Below are 17,600 nucleotides of genomic sequence, written 5' to 3' on the forward strand. Positions count from 1 at the left end.
TCGAGCCGTTATTTTTACTGGAGTTGCACGCGTTAGCTTGCTTATCGGTCATCCTTATCCATCCTAGTCCCCCTCCCAGTCTTCATTCCAGAACACTGTTAATTGAAGTAGCCTGACGATAGGACTATCATGACCGCCTAATTACCTTTTAAAGGGACTTTTGAGTTCATGTCAGAATCTAAAATCAAGCTTACCGAATACAGCCATGGCGCTGGATGTGGATGTAAAATATCACCAAAAGTCCTAGGTACTATATTAGCTTCTCAGCTTCCGGTATTCGAAGACCCCAAGCTATTAGTGGGCAATCAAACCCGAGATGATGCAGCCGTTTACAAACTCAACGAAGAAACCGGCATCATCAGCACCACAGACTTCTTTATGCCCATCGTCGATGACCCTTTCACCTTCGGTAGAATCGCTGCAACTAATGCTATCAGCGATATCTATGCCATGGGCGGCACACCTATGATGGCCATTGCAATTTTGGGCTGGCCAGTTAATACCTTACCAGCAGAAGTGGCTCAGCAAGTTGTCGATGGCGGGCGTCAAGCCTGTGAAGATGCCGGGATCATGTTGGCCGGTGGCCACAGTATCGATTCCCCAGAGCCCATATTTGGGCTCGCTGTAACTGGGCAAATCCCACTTGGCGAGCTTAAGAAAAATAATACAGCTCAACCTGGCGATAAGCTCTATCTGACTAAACCTTTAGGTATAGGCATCTTAACTACAGCACAGAAGCAGAAAAAAATTGCGCCTGAAGATATCAATATTGCCGCCGATGCCATGTGCGAACTAAATTTATTAGGCCCTGCAATCGCAAAAATTTCCGGGGTTAATGCCATGACAGATGTTACTGGGTTCGGGCTTGCCGGGCATCTTATCGAGATGTGCCAGGGTGCTAAACTCAATTCACGGATCCAAGTTTCGACGCTACCACTATTAACTAAGGCTAAGGCTTATCTTGAGATGGGCTGTATACCGGGTGGCACACACAGAAACTACGATAGCTACAGCGAACATTTGCCTAGCCTCACAGATGAGCAGAAAGGCATTATATGTGACCCACAAACCAGCGGCGGTTTACTCATATCTGTAGCGCCCGAAGCCGAGCAAGAATTAATTCGCTTGCTAGTCAATAACAAGATTCCAACAGAGTGTATTGGTACCATGACCAATGCGTCACAAGCAACACTAGTGGAACTCATCTAATGAGCCAGCATCTAGTCCCTAAGAGCGCTTACAAAGAGATCATGCTATCGGGTCACCCTATGATGGATGTCAGAGCGCCACTCGAATTTAACAAGGGTGCATTCCCAGCCAGTACTAGCCTCCCGCTAATGCAAGATAGCGAACGACAGAAGGTAGGCACTTGCTATAAGAAAAATGGCCAAGAAGCAGCTATCAAGCTCGGACACACTCTGGTTAAAGGCAAAATAAAACAGCAAAGGGTGGATGCCTGGCTGGAGTATTTTGATAAAAACCCAAATGCTTACCTATATTGCTTTCGCGGCGGCCTAAGATCTCAGCTGACTCAGCAATGGCTTAAAGATGCAGGCTTGGAGATCCCCTATGTAGAAGGTGGTTACAAGGCTATGCGCCAGTATCTTATCGATGTGATCGATGAAGCTCCCCAGCAGCAACCAGTATTTATTCTCAGTGGGATCACTGGCAGTGGAAAAACGGACTTCTTAGTCAAGCGTTCCGAATCCGTCGATTTGGAGGGCATTGCCCATCATAGAGGATCGAGTTTCGGTCGTTACCATGAGCCCCAGCCTACACAGATAAATTTTGAAAGCCGTTTAGCTGTAGAATTATTACGACATCAGCAGAGAGCTGAGCGCTGCTTAGTCTTAGAAGATGAAAGTTTCCTTATTGGCCGCTCTGCAATACCCAAGACATTTTACAGCGCCATGCAAACGGCTCAGATCTTAGTGCTAGATGAATCGAATGAAGATAGACATGCTAGATTATTAGATGAATACGTTCATAAGATGCATTCCGGCTACATAGACCGATTAGGTGAAGAAGATGGCTTTGTCGCGTTTTCTGAGTATTTGAGCCAAAGTATCACAGGTATTAAGAAGCGACTCGGTGGCCAGTTACATGATGAGTTCCAGTCTATTATTACCAATGCACTGAAAATTCAACAGCAAACAAGCAGTACAGAGGCCCACCTAGAATGGATATCCCTGCTACTCAACAAGTATTACGACCCCATGTATCAGTATCAGCTGGACAAGAAACAAGCTCGAGTCTTATTTAAGGGCTCCCATCAGGCAATGCATGAATGGTTAGACGACTATTCGGCTCGCACATAAGCTTAATGCTCAAGCCTGTCCGTTATCACTACCTCTAGTCATTTTCTAGAGGTATGTTTGCTCTTTGGGTTAACACCACACCTACTCTTCTACTCGGCGCCATGTTATCAGCGCTGGTGTCTCCACTAGGAGCCAAAGGCTTCAATGAGATACTCAGTTTCAATATTGGCTCAATCAAGGCTTCGAGGATCTCGCTAAGCTCCAAATACTCTTTTGGGGACAAATAAACCAGCTCCTCATTATGCAATGCCTTAGTGATCCGCTCGATATACTCCTGAGTTTCCTCATCGGCTTTTTCTTGCTTGCCCGAGGCTAGTTCTAAAATATTTCCCGACGTTCTTAGCAATTTGGCCAAAAACCCTGTGCCAAGAGGCTGGTTCAATATAAAACATATCGGTCGCACAGAAAGGCTCTGTATCAGAAACAGCTCTTTTGCTGAATCCGATGATCCAATTAATATTGCGCCTCCGCGTTTAGGTAAAGTATCACCTTGAGTCACAGAGAGTGGATGTATGAATCTAGCCAAGAGGTAAGTTACCAGCCTTAACCTTAGCTCTGGTAAATTGATAAACAGCAAGGCACCGACCACTATATTGGACACAGCAAGCACCAAAAATAACTGCAATATACTCCCACCCAGAGGGCCCAAGAAAATGATGGCAAAGGCGGCTGACATAACCATGAACAATGCATTCATTATGTTATTTGCCGCAATGGCCTGAGCACACTCCCCCTCTTTAGTCCTCGCCTGAATAAATGCATATAAGGGAACGATAAATAGACCACCGCTCGCTCCCACCATAAATAGATCGAACATGAGCCGATAATGTGAAGACTCGCCAATGAAGCTGCCAGCTGTATAGACATCAACTGGATTTAAGCTAGGTACAGACCAATAGAGGTCGATGCCGAAAATGGTCAAGCCCAGCAAGCCGAAAGGCAGCAAGCCTAACTCGACTTGTTTAAATGACATGCGATCACATAAAAATGACCCCGCCGCTATACCGATAGAAAACAAGGCTAACAATAAGGAGACCACTGTGGCTCCGGCATGTAAGTGTAACTTAGCAAAATTGGGAAACTGAGTAAGATAGGTGGCACCTATAAACCAAAACCAGCTAATGGCCAATACAGCCATCCATATAGAAGGCGTTCGTCGAACTTTCTTAAGACTCTCTATCGAACCGGAAAAGGGAGTAAACCTCAGTTTTTTAGGTTTAATGATCAAGGGAATAGAAGGGATAAACCGACTCGAGATATAGCCAACAGATGCTAAAATAACAACGGTTATTGCTGCTAACGTAGTGGCATTATCGCTGGCAACGATTAGACCCGCGACTATGGTGCCTATCAATATAGAGATAAAGGTTCCCATCTCCACCCAGGCATTGCCCCTCACCAACTCAATATCTTTCAATACCATAGGCAAAAGTGAATATTTAACCGGGCCAAAGAAAGCCGATTGTGTCCCCATCAGAAAGAGTAACACCAACATGAGGAGGTAGCTTTGGCTTACAATCGCCGCCGCACCACAGCACATGATGATCACCTCTAACAATTTGAGACGTCGAATTAATATCGCTTTATCGATATTGTCGGCAATAAGGCCTGCATGAGCAGAAAAAAGAAAGAAAGGAAGAATAAATAAACCGGCGGCTAGATTAACAAATAGATTTACATCTATAGGCAGGCTACCAACTTGAGAATAGGTGACCAAGAGTAACAACATATTTTTATAGACATTGTCGTTCAATGCCCCTAGACACTGAGTAATAAAATAGGGCAGGAAACGTCGAGTCAAAATCATAATTACCCTCTAATCTATCATCCTGAGCCGATAGAGACTTGTGTAAGCCATAAAAAAGAAAAGGCCATCCTTGATTGATGGCCTGTTTAACTATATTAGTTTAACTCTCTGCTGTTAGCAGAACATCCCAAGCCAAGTGAGGAGAGCCTACCACTATGAAGTTAGGATTTTCTAAAGATTCCCGCTCATTATAACTCAAAGGCTGTAGCTCAATGTCCATGATCTGTCCGCCAGCCTCTTCAACAATGATCTGAGCGGCTCCGGTATCCCACTCACCCGTTGGCCCGATACGAACATAACAATCGGCCTTTCCTTCTGCCACCAGACAGCTCTTTAAAGCGGCTCCACCGAGTACGATCAACTCACAATGTTTTGTATGACTAAATAATTTAAGTACCGACTGAGGATCTTGGCGCCGGCTAACAGCTAACTTTAGCGGTGGATCTTGATCATCTGGCAACTGACGGCTCATTATCCTGACCTCAGATTGACCATCACGCTTATAGGCACCTAACCCAGCAATAGCGTAGTAACATACTTCAGTCATAGGCACATACACTATGCCCATGATAGGTCGATTATGCTCTATCAATGCGATGATCACAGAGAAATCACCGCTTCCCGCAATAAACTCACCAGTCCCATCTAAAGGATCGACCAACCAATATCGTTGCCAGTCCTTGCGCTCAGAGAAAGGAATATTCGCATCCTCCTCGGAAAGCACCGGGATATCAGGAGTCAAGGCTTGTAATGCAGAGGTGATAATATTATGGGCAGCAATATCAGCGGAAGTCACTGGCGTATTATCAGACTTTATCTCTTTCTCGAAAGTCCCTTTAAGATAGATATCTCGTATCTTTATTCCCGCTTCAACTGCAATATCAATTGCTTGTTCTACGTACTCTTCTGGCTTCATAACTGCTCCAACAGCCGACTCACTCATACTCATATAAGAAAAGGGTTCTTATAATTATGTTTCAAACACTTATAGTTTTAGATATTTTTGAGCCAAAAACAAGGCGCTTACGCTCCTCGACTCTGAAAAATCTTCCTGTTCGAGCAAAGATTGCCAGTTATCCAGTGGCCAGGGAACCATTTCGATAGGCTCAGGCTCATCTCCTTCCAGAACGCTTTCATAAAGTTCTTCGGCAATAAAAACCTGCATCTTACTGGCAAAGTAACCAGGAGCTAGACTCAGTTCCATCAGATGGGTCAGCTTTCTTGCCCCAAACCCAATCTCTTCCTGAAGTTCGCGGTTAGCCGCTTCATGAGCCTCCTCACCGGGATCGATTAAACCTTTCGGAAAACCAAGTTCATAAGTATGAGTGCCGGCGGCATATTCGCGACCCAACAACAGAGTCTCTCCATTGAGCACTGGCACCACCATCACAGCACCACGATTATTGCCCTTCATCCGCTCATACTGTCGCTCGACCTGATTGGAGAATTTAAGGTTTACCTGCTCTATTTTAAACAAGCGGCTTTGCGCAACAATCTCTGAACCTAGAATTTCCGGTTTCTTGTGCTTCATAGGAGCCCCTAGGCCAATTGGATAAATGCTTAACAATACAATCTTACTATCCTGTTTTTAATCTACAACCAGAAACTGCCTTGATTAAGGAATTAGATAGATTAGTATTAATAATTGAATAACTTGTACTCTCAAAGTAAAACCCTACACTTCATAACAACTAAAACGGAATAATGATGTTTCCATGGAATGAGATAGATACTGTGTTACTCGATATGGATGGAACCTTACTGGATCTACATTTCGATAATCACTTTTGGTTAAGCTTAGTCCCGACTGAGTTAAGTCGGCAGAGAGGCTTAGATAGCCAAGCTGCACAAGCGTTAGTAGAGTCATCTTACGGTAAAGTCTTCGGCACTTTAGACTGGTACAGCTTAGATTATTGGGAAAGTGAATTAGGGTTAGATATCCTAAGGCTGCACAAAACCTTAGTCGATAGAATTCAATTAAGGCAAGACAGCATGCCATTTCTGTCCGCCCTCGGTGAACAGAAAAAGTCACGCATTCTGGTCACCAATGCTCACCCCAAGAGCTTGGCCCTGAAACTGGAGCATACAGACCTGGCAGTTGGACTTGATCATATGCTCTCCAGCCATGAAACTGGTTACCCGAAAGAGCATCCCCACTTCTGGCAACATCTGTTCTTACAGTTCCAGTTAGACCCAAGTCGATGCCTGTTTATCGATGATAACGAAGATATATTGCAAGCAGCAAAAGATGCCGGCGTAGGCTATCAGCTGGGTATCACAAACCCAGACAGCCAGAAACCTAATAAAGTGTTTAGCGATTTTCCTGCAATAGGAGATTATCAGCTATTACTGGATGATCTTCTGGCAGATTAGCTTACCCCAGATATCAAAAAGGCACCTATTGGTGGTGCCTTCTGCTTTACTTGGTAAGAGATTAAGCCCGCAATCTATAGCTCTTATTTTGATTGGTATTATTTATAGCCCTGGGATCCTACCTTGGTAACTGATCGGATAGTAGCCTTGACTGTCTTTCTTCCCCAGGAAGGCCAATGCCTTCTTCAGGTCTTCAGGCTGTGAGGCAGTCTCTTTTATCTTAGCGCTGACTTGCACCACTTTCTCAGCCTGAAGCACCAAAGTCCCGGTAAAACCTAGCTGATTCATGGTCTCATCAGATTTCACTTTCACATTGCCATCGACACAACTCAGCCCTAGCTCTATATCTCCAAGAGGATAGTTGCCGAACTGATTTTTTACTCCGGCACGATTAACAAACAGCTTACCATTCAACTGCTCACACCAAGGAGTCCCTTGCTCGAGACGATCGATAAACAAACTAATATCGCCACCAATTTTAGTACGAAAGGGTAAGCGATTATTGCCTAATAGGAAGCTAGATGGCGCTTCGAATCTTAAACCTTCCGCATCAATTCCGCTCATGGATAGAATGACTAGACCTTTACCGCTAACCGCCGCTCCTCGATTGCCTATAACCAGATCTATTTTGGCCTGACCCAAAAACAAAGCCCAAGGACTCAGCTGCCACTGAACCTGCTCCAATTGTCTCTTTTGTATGGTCACAGACTCGATACTTCCCGACCATATTGAGCCTGAAATACCACTCAAGCTGATGTTATTAGGCAGAGGCGCGAGCTTTATCGCCACACTGGCAGGCAACAACGCCAGTAAAAACACCAGATAGATACACACGCCGATGATAATCTTTTTAGCTAAATTCACTACTACACCTTAATAAAAAAATAATCATTACTGCGACAATTGAATACGACGAACACGCACTAAACCCACTGTATCAGACTCGGCTAAGTCAATACTGTCTAAGGATAGGCCCTTAACTTGTACCAGTTCATTGAGGTAGCCGAGCAAGGCATCGAAAGGCACATCATCCATCCAAATTTGAATTTTCTTACCTTGAGGCTGCATACGAGTGATCTCTAGACCAAACGCCCCAGCACTCTGATTCACCGCGGCACTAAGGCTCCCTTTGAAGCTGGCTTTATTACCACTTTCTTTAAGACCGGCTATCTTATTCGCCGTCTGCTTAACAAAGTTAAGGGTACTCTGTTGTGCCTGTAGGCCTCTTTCTGCATCGATTTCCGCATTCGATATTGGTGCCCAGATCCCCCAATAGAGAATACCAATAATTAAAAAGACACCACATGCGCTAACAAGCTGCTTCTCACGTAAGATAAGACCATTCCACCATACTTTAACGTTTTCCATGTTACTTACTCCTCAACGTTAATGTACTGGTCACTGAATCTTCACCACTGTTCATCGCACCCGAGTCCAGCCTGTATGAACGAGAAACAATCTCCTTAAACTGCTCTACCTGGGCATAGCTCTTGGCAGTAACCTGCATACGCAGCTCACTGCGGGCACTATCGAAACGTAGCGTAGTAGGCTTTAACTGAGGCACCTGAGTAAATGCCTCCTCTAAGCCTTCAAGCATAGAAAAGAACTCACTCCCCCCTCCACTGCCCTGCATGTTTCTTAGATGCCTATCCATTTGAGATCTAAGGTTTACTATACGTGAGGTTCCAGGGACGGCTTGTTTAAAAATAATCTCGCTCTGCTGCTTCAGACGCGCATGCTCTGTATTCAGTTGGTGAATATTGAGCCCTTTATTCACCAGCGCCAGCACCAAGGCTACCACAGTGATAATCGCAGCATTTCGCCAAATTTGTATATGTTTACCATACTCACGTTTAGGGGTATAACTTCCAGACAAAAGGTTGATCGGGGCCGTTAAGATGCCTTTAGCCAGAACTAACATAGGAAGCTCGAGTTCCTGCGCCTGTATCTGAGTACCGGCTAAATTCAGCTCGCTGTAACCGGCAACGGTTACCATGGCCTCGCTATCCGATGGCAGCAGCCTTGGCAGTACCATATTCATCCAGTCTTCACTCAGACTCACTCCAACTCCAGCGCCTGTTCTGAGTAAATATTCCTGATTAAACTTAATGGCAGCCCACTGGCACTGTTCCAAAGGCAATGCCAAGCAATCAGGGACAATGCGCTTAGCCTTTAACCCCGCATCACTGAGCCAAGTTAACCAGGTTCGCATCTGGTCATGGGCAACTACAGCCACACTAAGAAACTCGCCCTCGCGAGGGCCGGTGACAAAGTGCAGATCATCAACATTTTCAGCCAAGTTCTCTTCCAGCATGAAAGGTAATGCTTGGATCGCTTGACGTTGCCCCTTCTCGGGCAGTTCCACTTGGGTCAAAGTTATCGCCGATGAGGGAACAAGAATATCGACGGGGCGATTGCCGGCTCGCTCAGTCAGACTAGCCAATTCTAGGGCATCTTTCAGTTCACCAGAACCTATAATTTCCTGCTCCAGCTCAGACCAAACTAGCCATGAGCAAGCTTGCTCCTGACTTGTTCCTAAGCGGATTAATAGTCTTTCACTCAAATCTGTTCTCCACTAACCTCATCCCTTACCAAATCGGTTTCAGACAAGCTTATGTTATTTTTATTATGCTCACTGACGATAGCCGGTATCGACAGGATTATTTCTGTCCGCCAAATTGACGCGTTAGTACATCTATACTACCACCGCTATTAGCCACTTTTAGCACGCTATCTAGCCGGAAAGTGGCATTCTCAACTTTAGCACCCGCCTCCAACTTGAAGAATTCCGTAGTGACTGTAAAGCTGGTTTTTAACGCCGCATCTGCCGCTATTAGGCTTGATATGGATGAGATCTCGGTAAAATCCTCAATCTTCTCAAATCCATCCCCAGGGCGCTGATTGATGATGTTTTCAGCCTCACCCACAGAGATCTTATTATCAAACATGCCTGCAAGTAGCGCCGCCTGTTCGACCTTAATGGTATTCACATTCAGTACCTGTTTATTATTACCGGGTATCACACAAATGTATGGTAACAACTTAAGGTAGATATCTTGTGTATACCCCAGTACGGCCCTTAGTTCACTACGATGGCTCATCAAGGTGTTAGCTGCACGATATGGCACTGCACGGGACTCATAATCTGCATCTTCGGCGCCAAATTGGCTCGCCGTCGCGTCTTCATCGATATAATCTTTTAGGGTATAAGTTAGCCGCTCGGCACCGAAATCATCCATACCCAAGGCAACCAGTAAACCTTTATATTGTACCCCCGCCAGTGGCAACTTAGGCTGACCGTTACCTCCGGCCCCCTTAACACTTTCGACCGACAGTGCATTGAGGTTAAAGCAAGACTGCAAGTCTGAAATTGTACCGCCGATCTCACCATTCTCTGCGGGAAACACCACATCAGCTTGAGCCCAATATTGCTGTAGGTGTACCGTACCATCTGCGTCTTCGAAATCTTGCTTAAGTATTTTTTTAGCTAACTCTTCGGCGGAAATGGCGTACCAGAATGCCTGATCATACTCCGCCAAATTTAAGGTTCGACGCACAGATAACTGATTACGGCTATTAATATTCGTGGCGATAATCGCCACCATGGCAACAATTAGCATCACCACGATAAGGGCGACGCCCCGCTGTTTAGCTGGGAATTTACTCACTCGCTAAGCACCTGCTGTAGATTACCCATCAGGTTATCTGCCATTTTTATCGTCATTATTAGTACCGCCACCATTGTTGGTGCCACCACCGTTATTGCTGTCATTGTTATTACCGCCGTCCTTGTTATCATCGTCGCCGTTGTTATTACCGCCGTTATTATTGCCGCCGTTGTTATTATCTGAAGGTACTGGTGCACCTAAGGGCAATAAGAATTTACGTTGGATCTTGCCTAGGCCCTCTAATTCAATTTCCATGGCTATCGCTTTAGGCAATTTAGATCCATCGACTTTTCTTTCCCACTTATCTTCCATAAAGAAGGAGTACTTAACCGATATCACGCCTCGCATCACTATGGTCTTTATCGGCTCCGCCCCGAATTCAGGCTCAGGATAAGGGTAATACCAGCGCTCCAAGGCGCCATCTCTGACCACATATGCCACCGACTGTATGCTGCCACGGGGCAAAATCCCATCGGGGTTTAGCCAGCCTAGACGGAAAAATACTAGCGCCTCAGATTCGGAATCCAAAATATCTGAACCGGTTTGAAATACTGTGGTACCACGCCCACCTTCCAACAATCTTGGCGTTCTGGCCACCATTTGACCTAAATCGCGCTCTAATGCACCAAATCCTTGCTGCATCGCCTTTAATTTAGTGGAAAACTCTTTAGTGACTTCATCGTTTTTAATGACAGTACTCAAGACCGCATTTGCCGCCAGGCCGATCATGGCGAAGATAGCAATCGCTATCAACATCTCGAGTAAAGTGAAGCCCCCATTGCGTCTATTCCGGATTAAGTACATAACTGCTCACTTGGGCAACAATTCGTTTATAACGTGAATCGTTGCTGACACTGACACGTATCATGCGAAATTTGTCATCTGAAGTTTTCACGATCTCTTTACGCCAATACCAATCGAGGCCAGCCAGCTCCATTTCGCCATCTTTTTTGCCGATATCAGGAAACTTAGCCTCCAATCTGGCATCGACCATCACATTATCAGCCACCCATTGTGCGTAGGTACGCTCTTCTAAGATGGGCATGTTGGCGATTTGATCTCCCAAGCTCTTAGTAATAGATACTGCCGCAATGGAAAACACCGCCAGAGCCACTATGACTTCCAACAAGGTCATGCCTTTAGCTCTGATGTTATTGAAGTGATTAGTGCCCATTGTCACCGCCATCGAACTCATCGCCTCTCCCCAGAGTTAAACGCCCGAGGGAGTCACCAACGACTAATGCTTCAATTTCTTGGCCTTGCTCATCTTCACTGAAGAAGGTCATCTCGAAAGAGCTCATCTCACCACTTGGGAATAACAAGATCTGTGGCTCAGGAGACTTCTTTTTCTCCTCTTCGGTCTTCTCATCTATGAAGGGCTCGTCGAACCAGGAATCTTGCTCTTCATCTTCTTGCACAAGAGGTAGACCATCGAGGACCAAGCTAATCTCAACCCCATCCTCCATCTGCCGTTCGGCGAGAATACGATCTCTATCTAATGACTTCCATTTACCTTCATCGTAGAAGACATATTTATAACTGGTATCTTCGATGACAATACCGATGAAGTGACCACTGAGCACAGTTTCATCGAGTACCATCTCGGTAGCGGCCATAAACTGTAGGGCCGTCCTCTCGAGCTCCTTCTTTCGATCGGCACCGCTCATAGTCATAGTCACTGCCGAGGCAGCCAAGCCCATCAAGAGCACTACTAAGAGCACTTCCATTAAGGTAAAACCTTTCTGGCGCAATTGCTTCATCGGCTAGTCCCAAAGAGAGAAAAGTCTGATATATGCTGGTATGCCCATGATGACTTCATATGATTATCGATTCAGGTTTTTGATTCAAATGACCAGTAATTTCAGTGCTTACTGAAAATTCTGTAGATTCCAGTTACCGATATCATCTTCTGTGCCCGCCTGACCATCGGGACCCATACTGAAGATATCAAGCTTGCCATTTTCACCCGGACTCAGTAGCAAGTAATCATTTCTCCATGGATCTTGTGGTAAACGCTTCACATAGCCATCTTCACGGTAATTACGGGGCTCTGGTGAGCTATTGGGTTTTTGTACTAAGGCATCCAGACCCTGTTCTGTCGTTGGGTAGATGCTGTTGTCCAAACGATACATGTCTAAGGCATTTTCAAGGGCGACGATATCTGAAACTGCTTTCTGTTGATCTGCCTTATCCTTGTTTCCCATCAGGTTGGGAACAACCATAGAAGCTAGAATCCCTAAAATCACGATAACCACCATCACTTCGAGTAGGGTGAAACCTTTCTGCTTATTTCTTGTTTGCATGAACAACATCCTCTTAAAAAAAACGACTCTGAACCTCTATATAGGCTCAGAGAAAATGAATAACGAAAAGCTTATTTAACTGATAACACGATTACTTAATTAATCCTAAACTTAACCACTAACCATATTATTCAGCTCTAAGATTGGTTGTAAAATAGCCAAGACGATAAATAACACTACTGTAGCCATACTGACAACCAGCATAGGCTCAAATATTCCCAGTGCTATGGTGACATTCGACTCGAACTCTCTGTCCTGGTTATCAGCAGCTCGCTCAAGCATCTGCTCTAGCTGACCACTCTTCTCACCCGACGTGATCATATAGAGCATCATAGGCGGAAAAAGTTTCGTATTCGTCAATGCTGCACCTAAACTAGTTCCTTCACGAACTCGCGCTGTCGCCTCTTCCACCGCAAGTCTGACCTTAACATTAATCAAGACCTCACTGGCAATTCGCATCGCATCTAGCAGTGGCACTGAACTCGCCGCTAAGATACTCAGGGTTCGAGCAAAGCGTGCCGTGTTAAGCCCCTTACTAATCCTGCTAATAACGGGTAACTTGAGGAGTAAAGCATCAAACTTCATTCGGTATTCTGGCTTAGTTAGTAGACGTTTAAACAGTACAAACCCACCGACCATCACACCTAAAACAATCAGTCCGTAGTCTCGGACAAAATCTGACGATGCAATCAATAATTGAGTTGTCCAGGGTAGTTGTTGGCCCATATGTTCAAACTGGCCAACAACTTGGGGCACAACCGCCGCCAATAGTATTGCGATTACCCCGATGGCTACAACGGTTAATACAACGGGGTATATCATCGCCTGGGTCATCTTACTTTTTAGTTGCTGTCGACGCTCGGTGTAATCCGCCAAGCGATTAAGCACCACCTCGAGATGGCCTGACTTTTCTCCCGACGCGACCATGGCACGATAGAGGTCATCGAATATGTGGGGAAATTCGGCCATAGAATCGGCTAGGCTATAACCTTCGACCACCCGAGAACGTACTGCCATGACCATGCTCGCCAAACGATCTTTCTCACACTGCTGGCCAACCGCTTTCAAAGCTTCTTCCACCGGTAAGCCCGCCGCAACCAGAGTCGCAATTTGACGAGTGATGAGTGCGAGTTCTGCCACGGATATACCACGCTGAAAGAGACTCTTACCTCCGGACTTTGCCTTAGACTCTTTCTCGAGAACAGGCTTGATCTCCAGCGGCATCAAGCGTTGATCTCTTAGCTGGCCGCGAGCATGACGAGCAGTATCGGCCTCGATCACACCTTTTTGCTGTTTTCCTTGCTTATCTAAAGCCTTATATTCAAATGCAGGCATGAAAAACCTCCACACCTTCAATTATTTTATCTAAAACCAAGTATTCAAATGCTCCCATGGCTTACTCCTCGCGGGTGACGCGTAACACCTCTTCGAGGGTGGTTTTTCCTGCCAACACTTTACTCATGCCATCATGGCGAATACTGGGAGTCGTCTGACGAATAAGTTTCTCGATGGCCAATTCACCACGTCCGGTATGGATAAGTTCACGTACATCGTCGTTGACGATGAGTAGTTCATGGATACCTGTTCGGCCGCGATAACCATTATTGCCACAGGACTTACAGCCTTCGGCGCGATATATGACACTTTGATCATCTTCGCCCATACCCAGTAACTTACGTTCACTCTGATCCGGCACATGCTCAGATTTACACTCGGAACATAAGGTACGGATAAGACGTTGGGCCAGTACGCCCAATAGACTAGATGAGACTAAGAAAGGCTCCACGCCCATGTCCTGTAATCGAGTGATTGAGCCCGAAGCCGTGTTAGTGTGAAGTGTAGATAACACCATGTGACCCGTTAATGATGCCTGAACGGCAATTTGAGCCGTTTCCAAGTCGCGGATTTCTCCTATCATAACCACATCGGGATCTTGTCGCAGAATCGCACGCAGACCGCGAGCAAAGGTCATATCGACCTTAGTGTTTACCTGAGTCTGACCTATCCCCTCGAGTTCATACTCTATAGGGTCTTCTACAGTCAAAATATTAGTATCTTTAGTGTTTAGTTCGGTCAGACCCGCATATAGCGTCGTACTCTTACCCGAACCCGTAGGCCCGGTCACCAAGATGATGCCATGGGGCTTACGGATCAATTCATCGAATTTAATACGGACCTGTTCTGTCATACCAAGTTGAATCAGGTCTAAGTTACCCGCATTCTTATCCAACAGACGTAACACCACACGCTCGCCGTGACTCGACGGCATCGTCGACACACGTACATCCACGGCTCGACCACCGATCCGAAGTGAGATACGGCCATCCTGAGGGACTCGCTTCTCGGCGATATCCAGACGAGCCATCACCTTGATACGGGAAACCAGTAAGGATGAAAGCTTACGATTTGGCTTGAGCACCTCTTTCAACATGCCATCGACTCGAAAACGCACCACGAGTTGCTTCTCGTAGGTCTCGATATGAATGTCTGAGGCTTCCTCTTTAATTGCCTCGGATAACAAGGCGTTGATCAGCTTGATGATAGGCGCATCGTCATCGCCCTCGAGCAGGTCTTCTGTTTGAGGCAGCTCTTCGGCTAACGTATACAAGTCCATCTCATTACCAATATCTTCCATCAGCTGCTGAGCCTCGGAAGAATTTGCCTGATATGCCTGAGTCAATCTTGCCTCAAACTCTGCCGGAACTAGCTGCACAAGAGGCAATTCACGCCCAGTGTAACGCCTGACTTCAAGTAAGGCGGCTAAGGGAGTCGCTGCCGTATGGTACAAGGTCAAAGCTTCATCGACACCAGTATCGAGCACCACATCAAAACGATGGGAAAAAGCGAAGGGCAAGCGCTCCCTGCTATCGGAACGAAACTCTTCGTCACTGTCAATTTCAGCGTCTTGCCAAACCTCTTCTGAAACTAACGCCAGCTCATCACTCTGAGGGATTTGACCATTACTCATCGGCGTTATCATCCGTGCTCGTACTATTGTCGGCACCATCCGATACACTTTCGCTTATACCATCTTTATTTTCTGAAATATGTTTCAAGGCAGGATCTGTCTCACGCATCTTAGTCTCCAGACCTTTACCCGCTTTGTAACGCTCTAGGATATCGTTGACCTCAGGTGGCAGATATTCTGACTGATTCCATTCTTCGAGCACAGGCACCTCGGTATTAGGCATCAGGTTAATACCCCGATCTTGCTGCTCTAACTGGAGTGCGCGGAAGTAGTTATATTTACGACCCGCTATGCCTTCCATGGTGATGCCATCACGAATAATGGTTGGTTTGATAAATATCATCAGGTTCTTCTTCTTTTTACTGCTCGAAGAAGACTTAAACAGATGACCAATAATTGGCAGATCACCAAGGAAAGGTACCTTCTGCACACTCTCTTGTACTTCCTCGTTGATCAGACCGCCTAAGACGACGATCTGCCCCGAATCAGCCATTACTGTGGTCGTCAAACGCCGAGTCGCGAAAGTAACATCGACGGCAGTCTTACCATTGATGCCCGAGACTTCCTGCTCGATAGTCAGTTTAACTGAGGTGCCTTCGTTGATCTGCGGGATAACTTTTAGTTTGACCCCTACTTCTTTACGCTCCACCGTAGTGAAAGGGCTACTGCTACCGTTACTCGAGCTCTGACTTCCGGTTAGGATAGGCACCTCGTCACCAACGATGAACGAGGCTTCCTGATTATCTAAAGTAGTAATCGAAGGCGTCGCCAGTACATTTGATTTGGTATCGCTAGATACCGCCTGGATCAAGGCGCCGAAGTCTCCCATAGCCACGCCCCAAGCCATACCGTTAACCTTGCCTAATGCTTGGGCCAGCACGGTAATATCACCTGGAGTATCTGGATTATCGGTACATGTTTTGCCGTCACCTGAACCTGTACAAGTCTGTGAGGCTTTCTGATCTTGCGCTAACCAGACACCTGCCCCCACTTCACCTATGGTTGGACCTAGGTTATTGAACTGGGTCATACCACCAGATTCTGTCGCCCACTGGATACCGAAACCGACATCATCACCTTCGGCCACTTCGACGATTATCGCCTCGACCAAGACCTGAGCACGGCGAATATCTAGCTGATTGATCACACTATCTATGGTGCGCATCTGATCCGGTTGCGCCGTGATCACTAAAGCATTCGTTTCGGCATGGGCCATAATATTGACATCTTTACGGCGCTTGTTACCGCCGGGCTTAGCGCCGCTATCCTGATCACTAGACAGCTGCTCGGCAAACCCAGTCAACACCTCGACGAGATCTTCTGCATTAGCATATCTCAGGTAGCGAACCTTAGTGTTACCTGTGCTTGCCTGCTCGGCATCGAGCTTCTTGATGAGTTCGACCACACGTAAGCGGCCCTTCTCATCTCCACTGACAACCACTGCATTCATGCGTTCATCGGCAACTACTTTGGGGGCCTGACCGGACTGAGACTTGTTACCTGAAACGCGGTTTAAGGTCTCGATAATGCGAACTATCTCACCCGCCGATGCAAATTCCAGTGGTACCACCTGAACTTCGGTATCACCTTGTTTATCGACGCGGCGAACGATCTCTACCAATTTGTTAACCACGGCTGCGCGGCCGGAGATCATCAAGACATTCGATGGGTCATAGTTAACTACGTTACCGCCACCGGCATTGTCATTGAGCTGACGAAGCAGTGGTGCGAGTTGTTTGGCTTCGGTGTTATATAGAGCGACGATACGGGTCACCATCTCATCACCGACACCGGGAGTATTGTCATCGGCAACGCGAATCGATGCCGTCTTAGCATCCTTATCTTTGATCACCTTAATAATATTGTTATCCATCTCCACGACGGCATAACCATAGACCTGAAGCACATTGAGGAAGAATTGATAATATTGTTCATCATCGAGTAGATCGTAACTGCGAACATTGATCTTACCGCGAACCGTAGGGTCGACAATAATGGTGCGATTCAGGTTTTTACCAACGATATTGATAAATTCTTGAATATCAGTCCCTTTAAAATTAGCCGCATACTGCTCAGACCAAGCAAGTTGAGGAGCTAAAAGGGAGGCTCCCATCACAATCCCTGCAATTAAATTTCTGCGAAAACTTTTATTATTCATTAATT

At 46.1% G+C, this 17,600-nt stretch carries 17 protein-coding genes; 3 read left to right on the forward strand and 14 right to left on the reverse strand.

All coding sequences use genetic code 11. From position 1 onward, the window contains the following. Positions 1-168: 168 nt before the first annotated feature. Both selD and mnmH read left to right on the forward strand, forming a co-directional pair. On the forward strand, positions 169-1,209 hold the full coding sequence (gene selD / locus sps_RS26755) for a selenide, water dikinase SelD (protein ID WP_077755283.1): 1,041 nt from the start codon (positions 169-171) through the stop codon (positions 1,207-1,209). Beyond that, on the forward strand, positions 1,209-2,318 hold the full coding sequence (gene mnmH, locus sps_RS26760) for a tRNA 2-selenouridine(34) synthase MnmH (RefSeq protein WP_077755284.1): 1,110 nt from the start codon (positions 1,209-1,211) through the stop codon (positions 2,316-2,318). Before selD ends, mnmH begins: the two co-directional genes overlap by 1 nt. 34 nt (positions 2,319-2,352) lie before the next feature. On the opposite strand, the gene sps_RS26765 is transcribed toward mnmH, so the two are convergent. The 3 genes from sps_RS26765 to nudE all read right to left on the reverse strand — a co-directional run bounded on the left by sps_RS26765 (position 2,353) and on the right by nudE (position 5,656). Next, a complete protein-coding gene (locus tag sps_RS26765; RefSeq protein ID WP_077755285.1) occupies positions 2,353-4,125 on the reverse strand; it encodes an MFS transporter in 1,773 nt (590 codons plus the stop codon). 100 nt (positions 4,126-4,225) lie between these two features. After that, positions 4,226-5,041, reverse strand: a complete 816-nt coding sequence (gene cysQ / locus sps_RS26770) for a 3'(2'),5'-bisphosphate nucleotidase CysQ (RefSeq protein WP_077755286.1) — start codon at positions 5,039-5,041, stop codon at positions 4,226-4,228. Between the two features lie 69 nt (positions 5,042-5,110). Continuing rightward, a complete protein-coding gene (gene nudE, locus sps_RS26775) occupies positions 5,111-5,656 on the reverse strand; it encodes an ADP compounds hydrolase NudE (protein WP_077755287.1) in 546 nt (181 codons plus the stop codon). A 176-nt stretch (positions 5,657-5,832) separates the two neighbouring features. On the opposite strand from nudE, the gene yrfG reads away from it, so the two are divergent. Further along, positions 5,833-6,498 (forward strand): GMP/IMP nucleotidase, encoded by a 666-nt coding sequence (gene yrfG, locus sps_RS26780; protein ID WP_077755288.1) that lies wholly within the window; start codon positions 5,833-5,835, stop codon positions 6,496-6,498. A 102-nt stretch (positions 6,499-6,600) separates the two neighbouring features. On the opposite strand, the gene sps_RS26785 is transcribed toward yrfG, so the two are convergent. The 11 genes from sps_RS26785 to gspD all read right to left on the reverse strand — a co-directional run bounded on the left by sps_RS26785 (position 6,601) and on the right by gspD (position 17,595). Beyond that, on the reverse strand, positions 6,601-7,362 hold the full coding sequence (locus tag sps_RS26785) for a type II secretion system protein N (protein ID WP_077755289.1): 762 nt from the start codon (positions 7,360-7,362) through the stop codon (positions 6,601-6,603). Between the two features lie 27 nt (positions 7,363-7,389). Beyond that, positions 7,390-7,866: a type II secretion system protein M gene (locus sps_RS26790; protein WP_077755290.1), complete on the reverse strand. Its 477-nt coding sequence runs from the start codon at positions 7,864-7,866 to the stop codon at positions 7,390-7,392. Position 7,867: 1 nt separating this feature from the next. Continuing rightward, complete coding sequence (gene gspL / locus sps_RS26795) at positions 7,868-9,061, reverse strand: type II secretion system protein GspL (protein WP_077755291.1); 1,194 nt, start codon at positions 9,059-9,061, stop codon at positions 7,868-7,870. Positions 9,062-9,158: 97 nt separating this feature from the next. Continuing rightward, positions 9,159-10,166 (reverse strand): type II secretion system minor pseudopilin GspK, encoded by a 1,008-nt coding sequence (gene gspK, locus sps_RS26800; RefSeq protein WP_169915952.1) that lies wholly within the window; start codon positions 10,164-10,166, stop codon positions 9,159-9,161. A gap of 33 nt (positions 10,167-10,199) precedes the next feature. Then, entirely contained in the window at positions 10,200-10,970 is a 771-nt protein-coding gene (gene gspJ, locus sps_RS26805; RefSeq protein ID WP_077755292.1) for a type II secretion system minor pseudopilin GspJ, read from the reverse strand. Beyond that, positions 10,951-11,352, reverse strand: coding sequence for a type II secretion system minor pseudopilin GspI (gspI, locus tag sps_RS26810; RefSeq protein WP_179948434.1), 402 nt, complete (start codon positions 11,350-11,352; stop codon positions 10,951-10,953). Before gspI ends, gspJ begins: the two co-directional genes overlap by 20 nt. After that, positions 11,330-11,926, reverse strand: coding sequence for a type II secretion system minor pseudopilin GspH (gspH, locus tag sps_RS26815; protein ID WP_077755294.1), 597 nt, complete (start codon positions 11,924-11,926; stop codon positions 11,330-11,332). Before gspH ends, gspI begins: the two co-directional genes overlap by 23 nt. Positions 11,927-12,034: 108 nt before the next feature. Next, positions 12,035-12,469 (reverse strand): type II secretion system major pseudopilin GspG, encoded by a 435-nt coding sequence (gene gspG, locus sps_RS26820; protein ID WP_077755295.1) that lies wholly within the window; start codon positions 12,467-12,469, stop codon positions 12,035-12,037. A gap of 111 nt (positions 12,470-12,580) precedes the next feature. Next, positions 12,581-13,804, reverse strand: coding sequence for a type II secretion system inner membrane protein GspF (gene gspF, locus sps_RS26825; protein ID WP_077755296.1), 1,224 nt, complete (start codon positions 13,802-13,804; stop codon positions 12,581-12,583). Positions 13,805-13,865: 61 nt separating this feature from the next. Next, positions 13,866-15,437 (reverse strand): type II secretion system ATPase GspE, encoded by a 1,572-nt coding sequence (gene gspE, locus sps_RS26830; protein WP_077755297.1) that lies wholly within the window; start codon positions 15,435-15,437, stop codon positions 13,866-13,868. Then, complete coding sequence (gene gspD, locus sps_RS26835) at positions 15,430-17,595, reverse strand: type II secretion system secretin GspD (protein ID WP_077755298.1); 2,166 nt, start codon at positions 17,593-17,595, stop codon at positions 15,430-15,432. Before gspD ends, gspE begins: the two co-directional genes overlap by 8 nt. Between the last annotated feature and the right edge of the window lie 5 nt (positions 17,596-17,600).

This window comes from Shewanella psychrophila, assembly GCF_002005305.1.
GTDB lineage: Bacteria > Pseudomonadota > Gammaproteobacteria > Enterobacterales > Shewanellaceae > Shewanella > Shewanella psychrophila.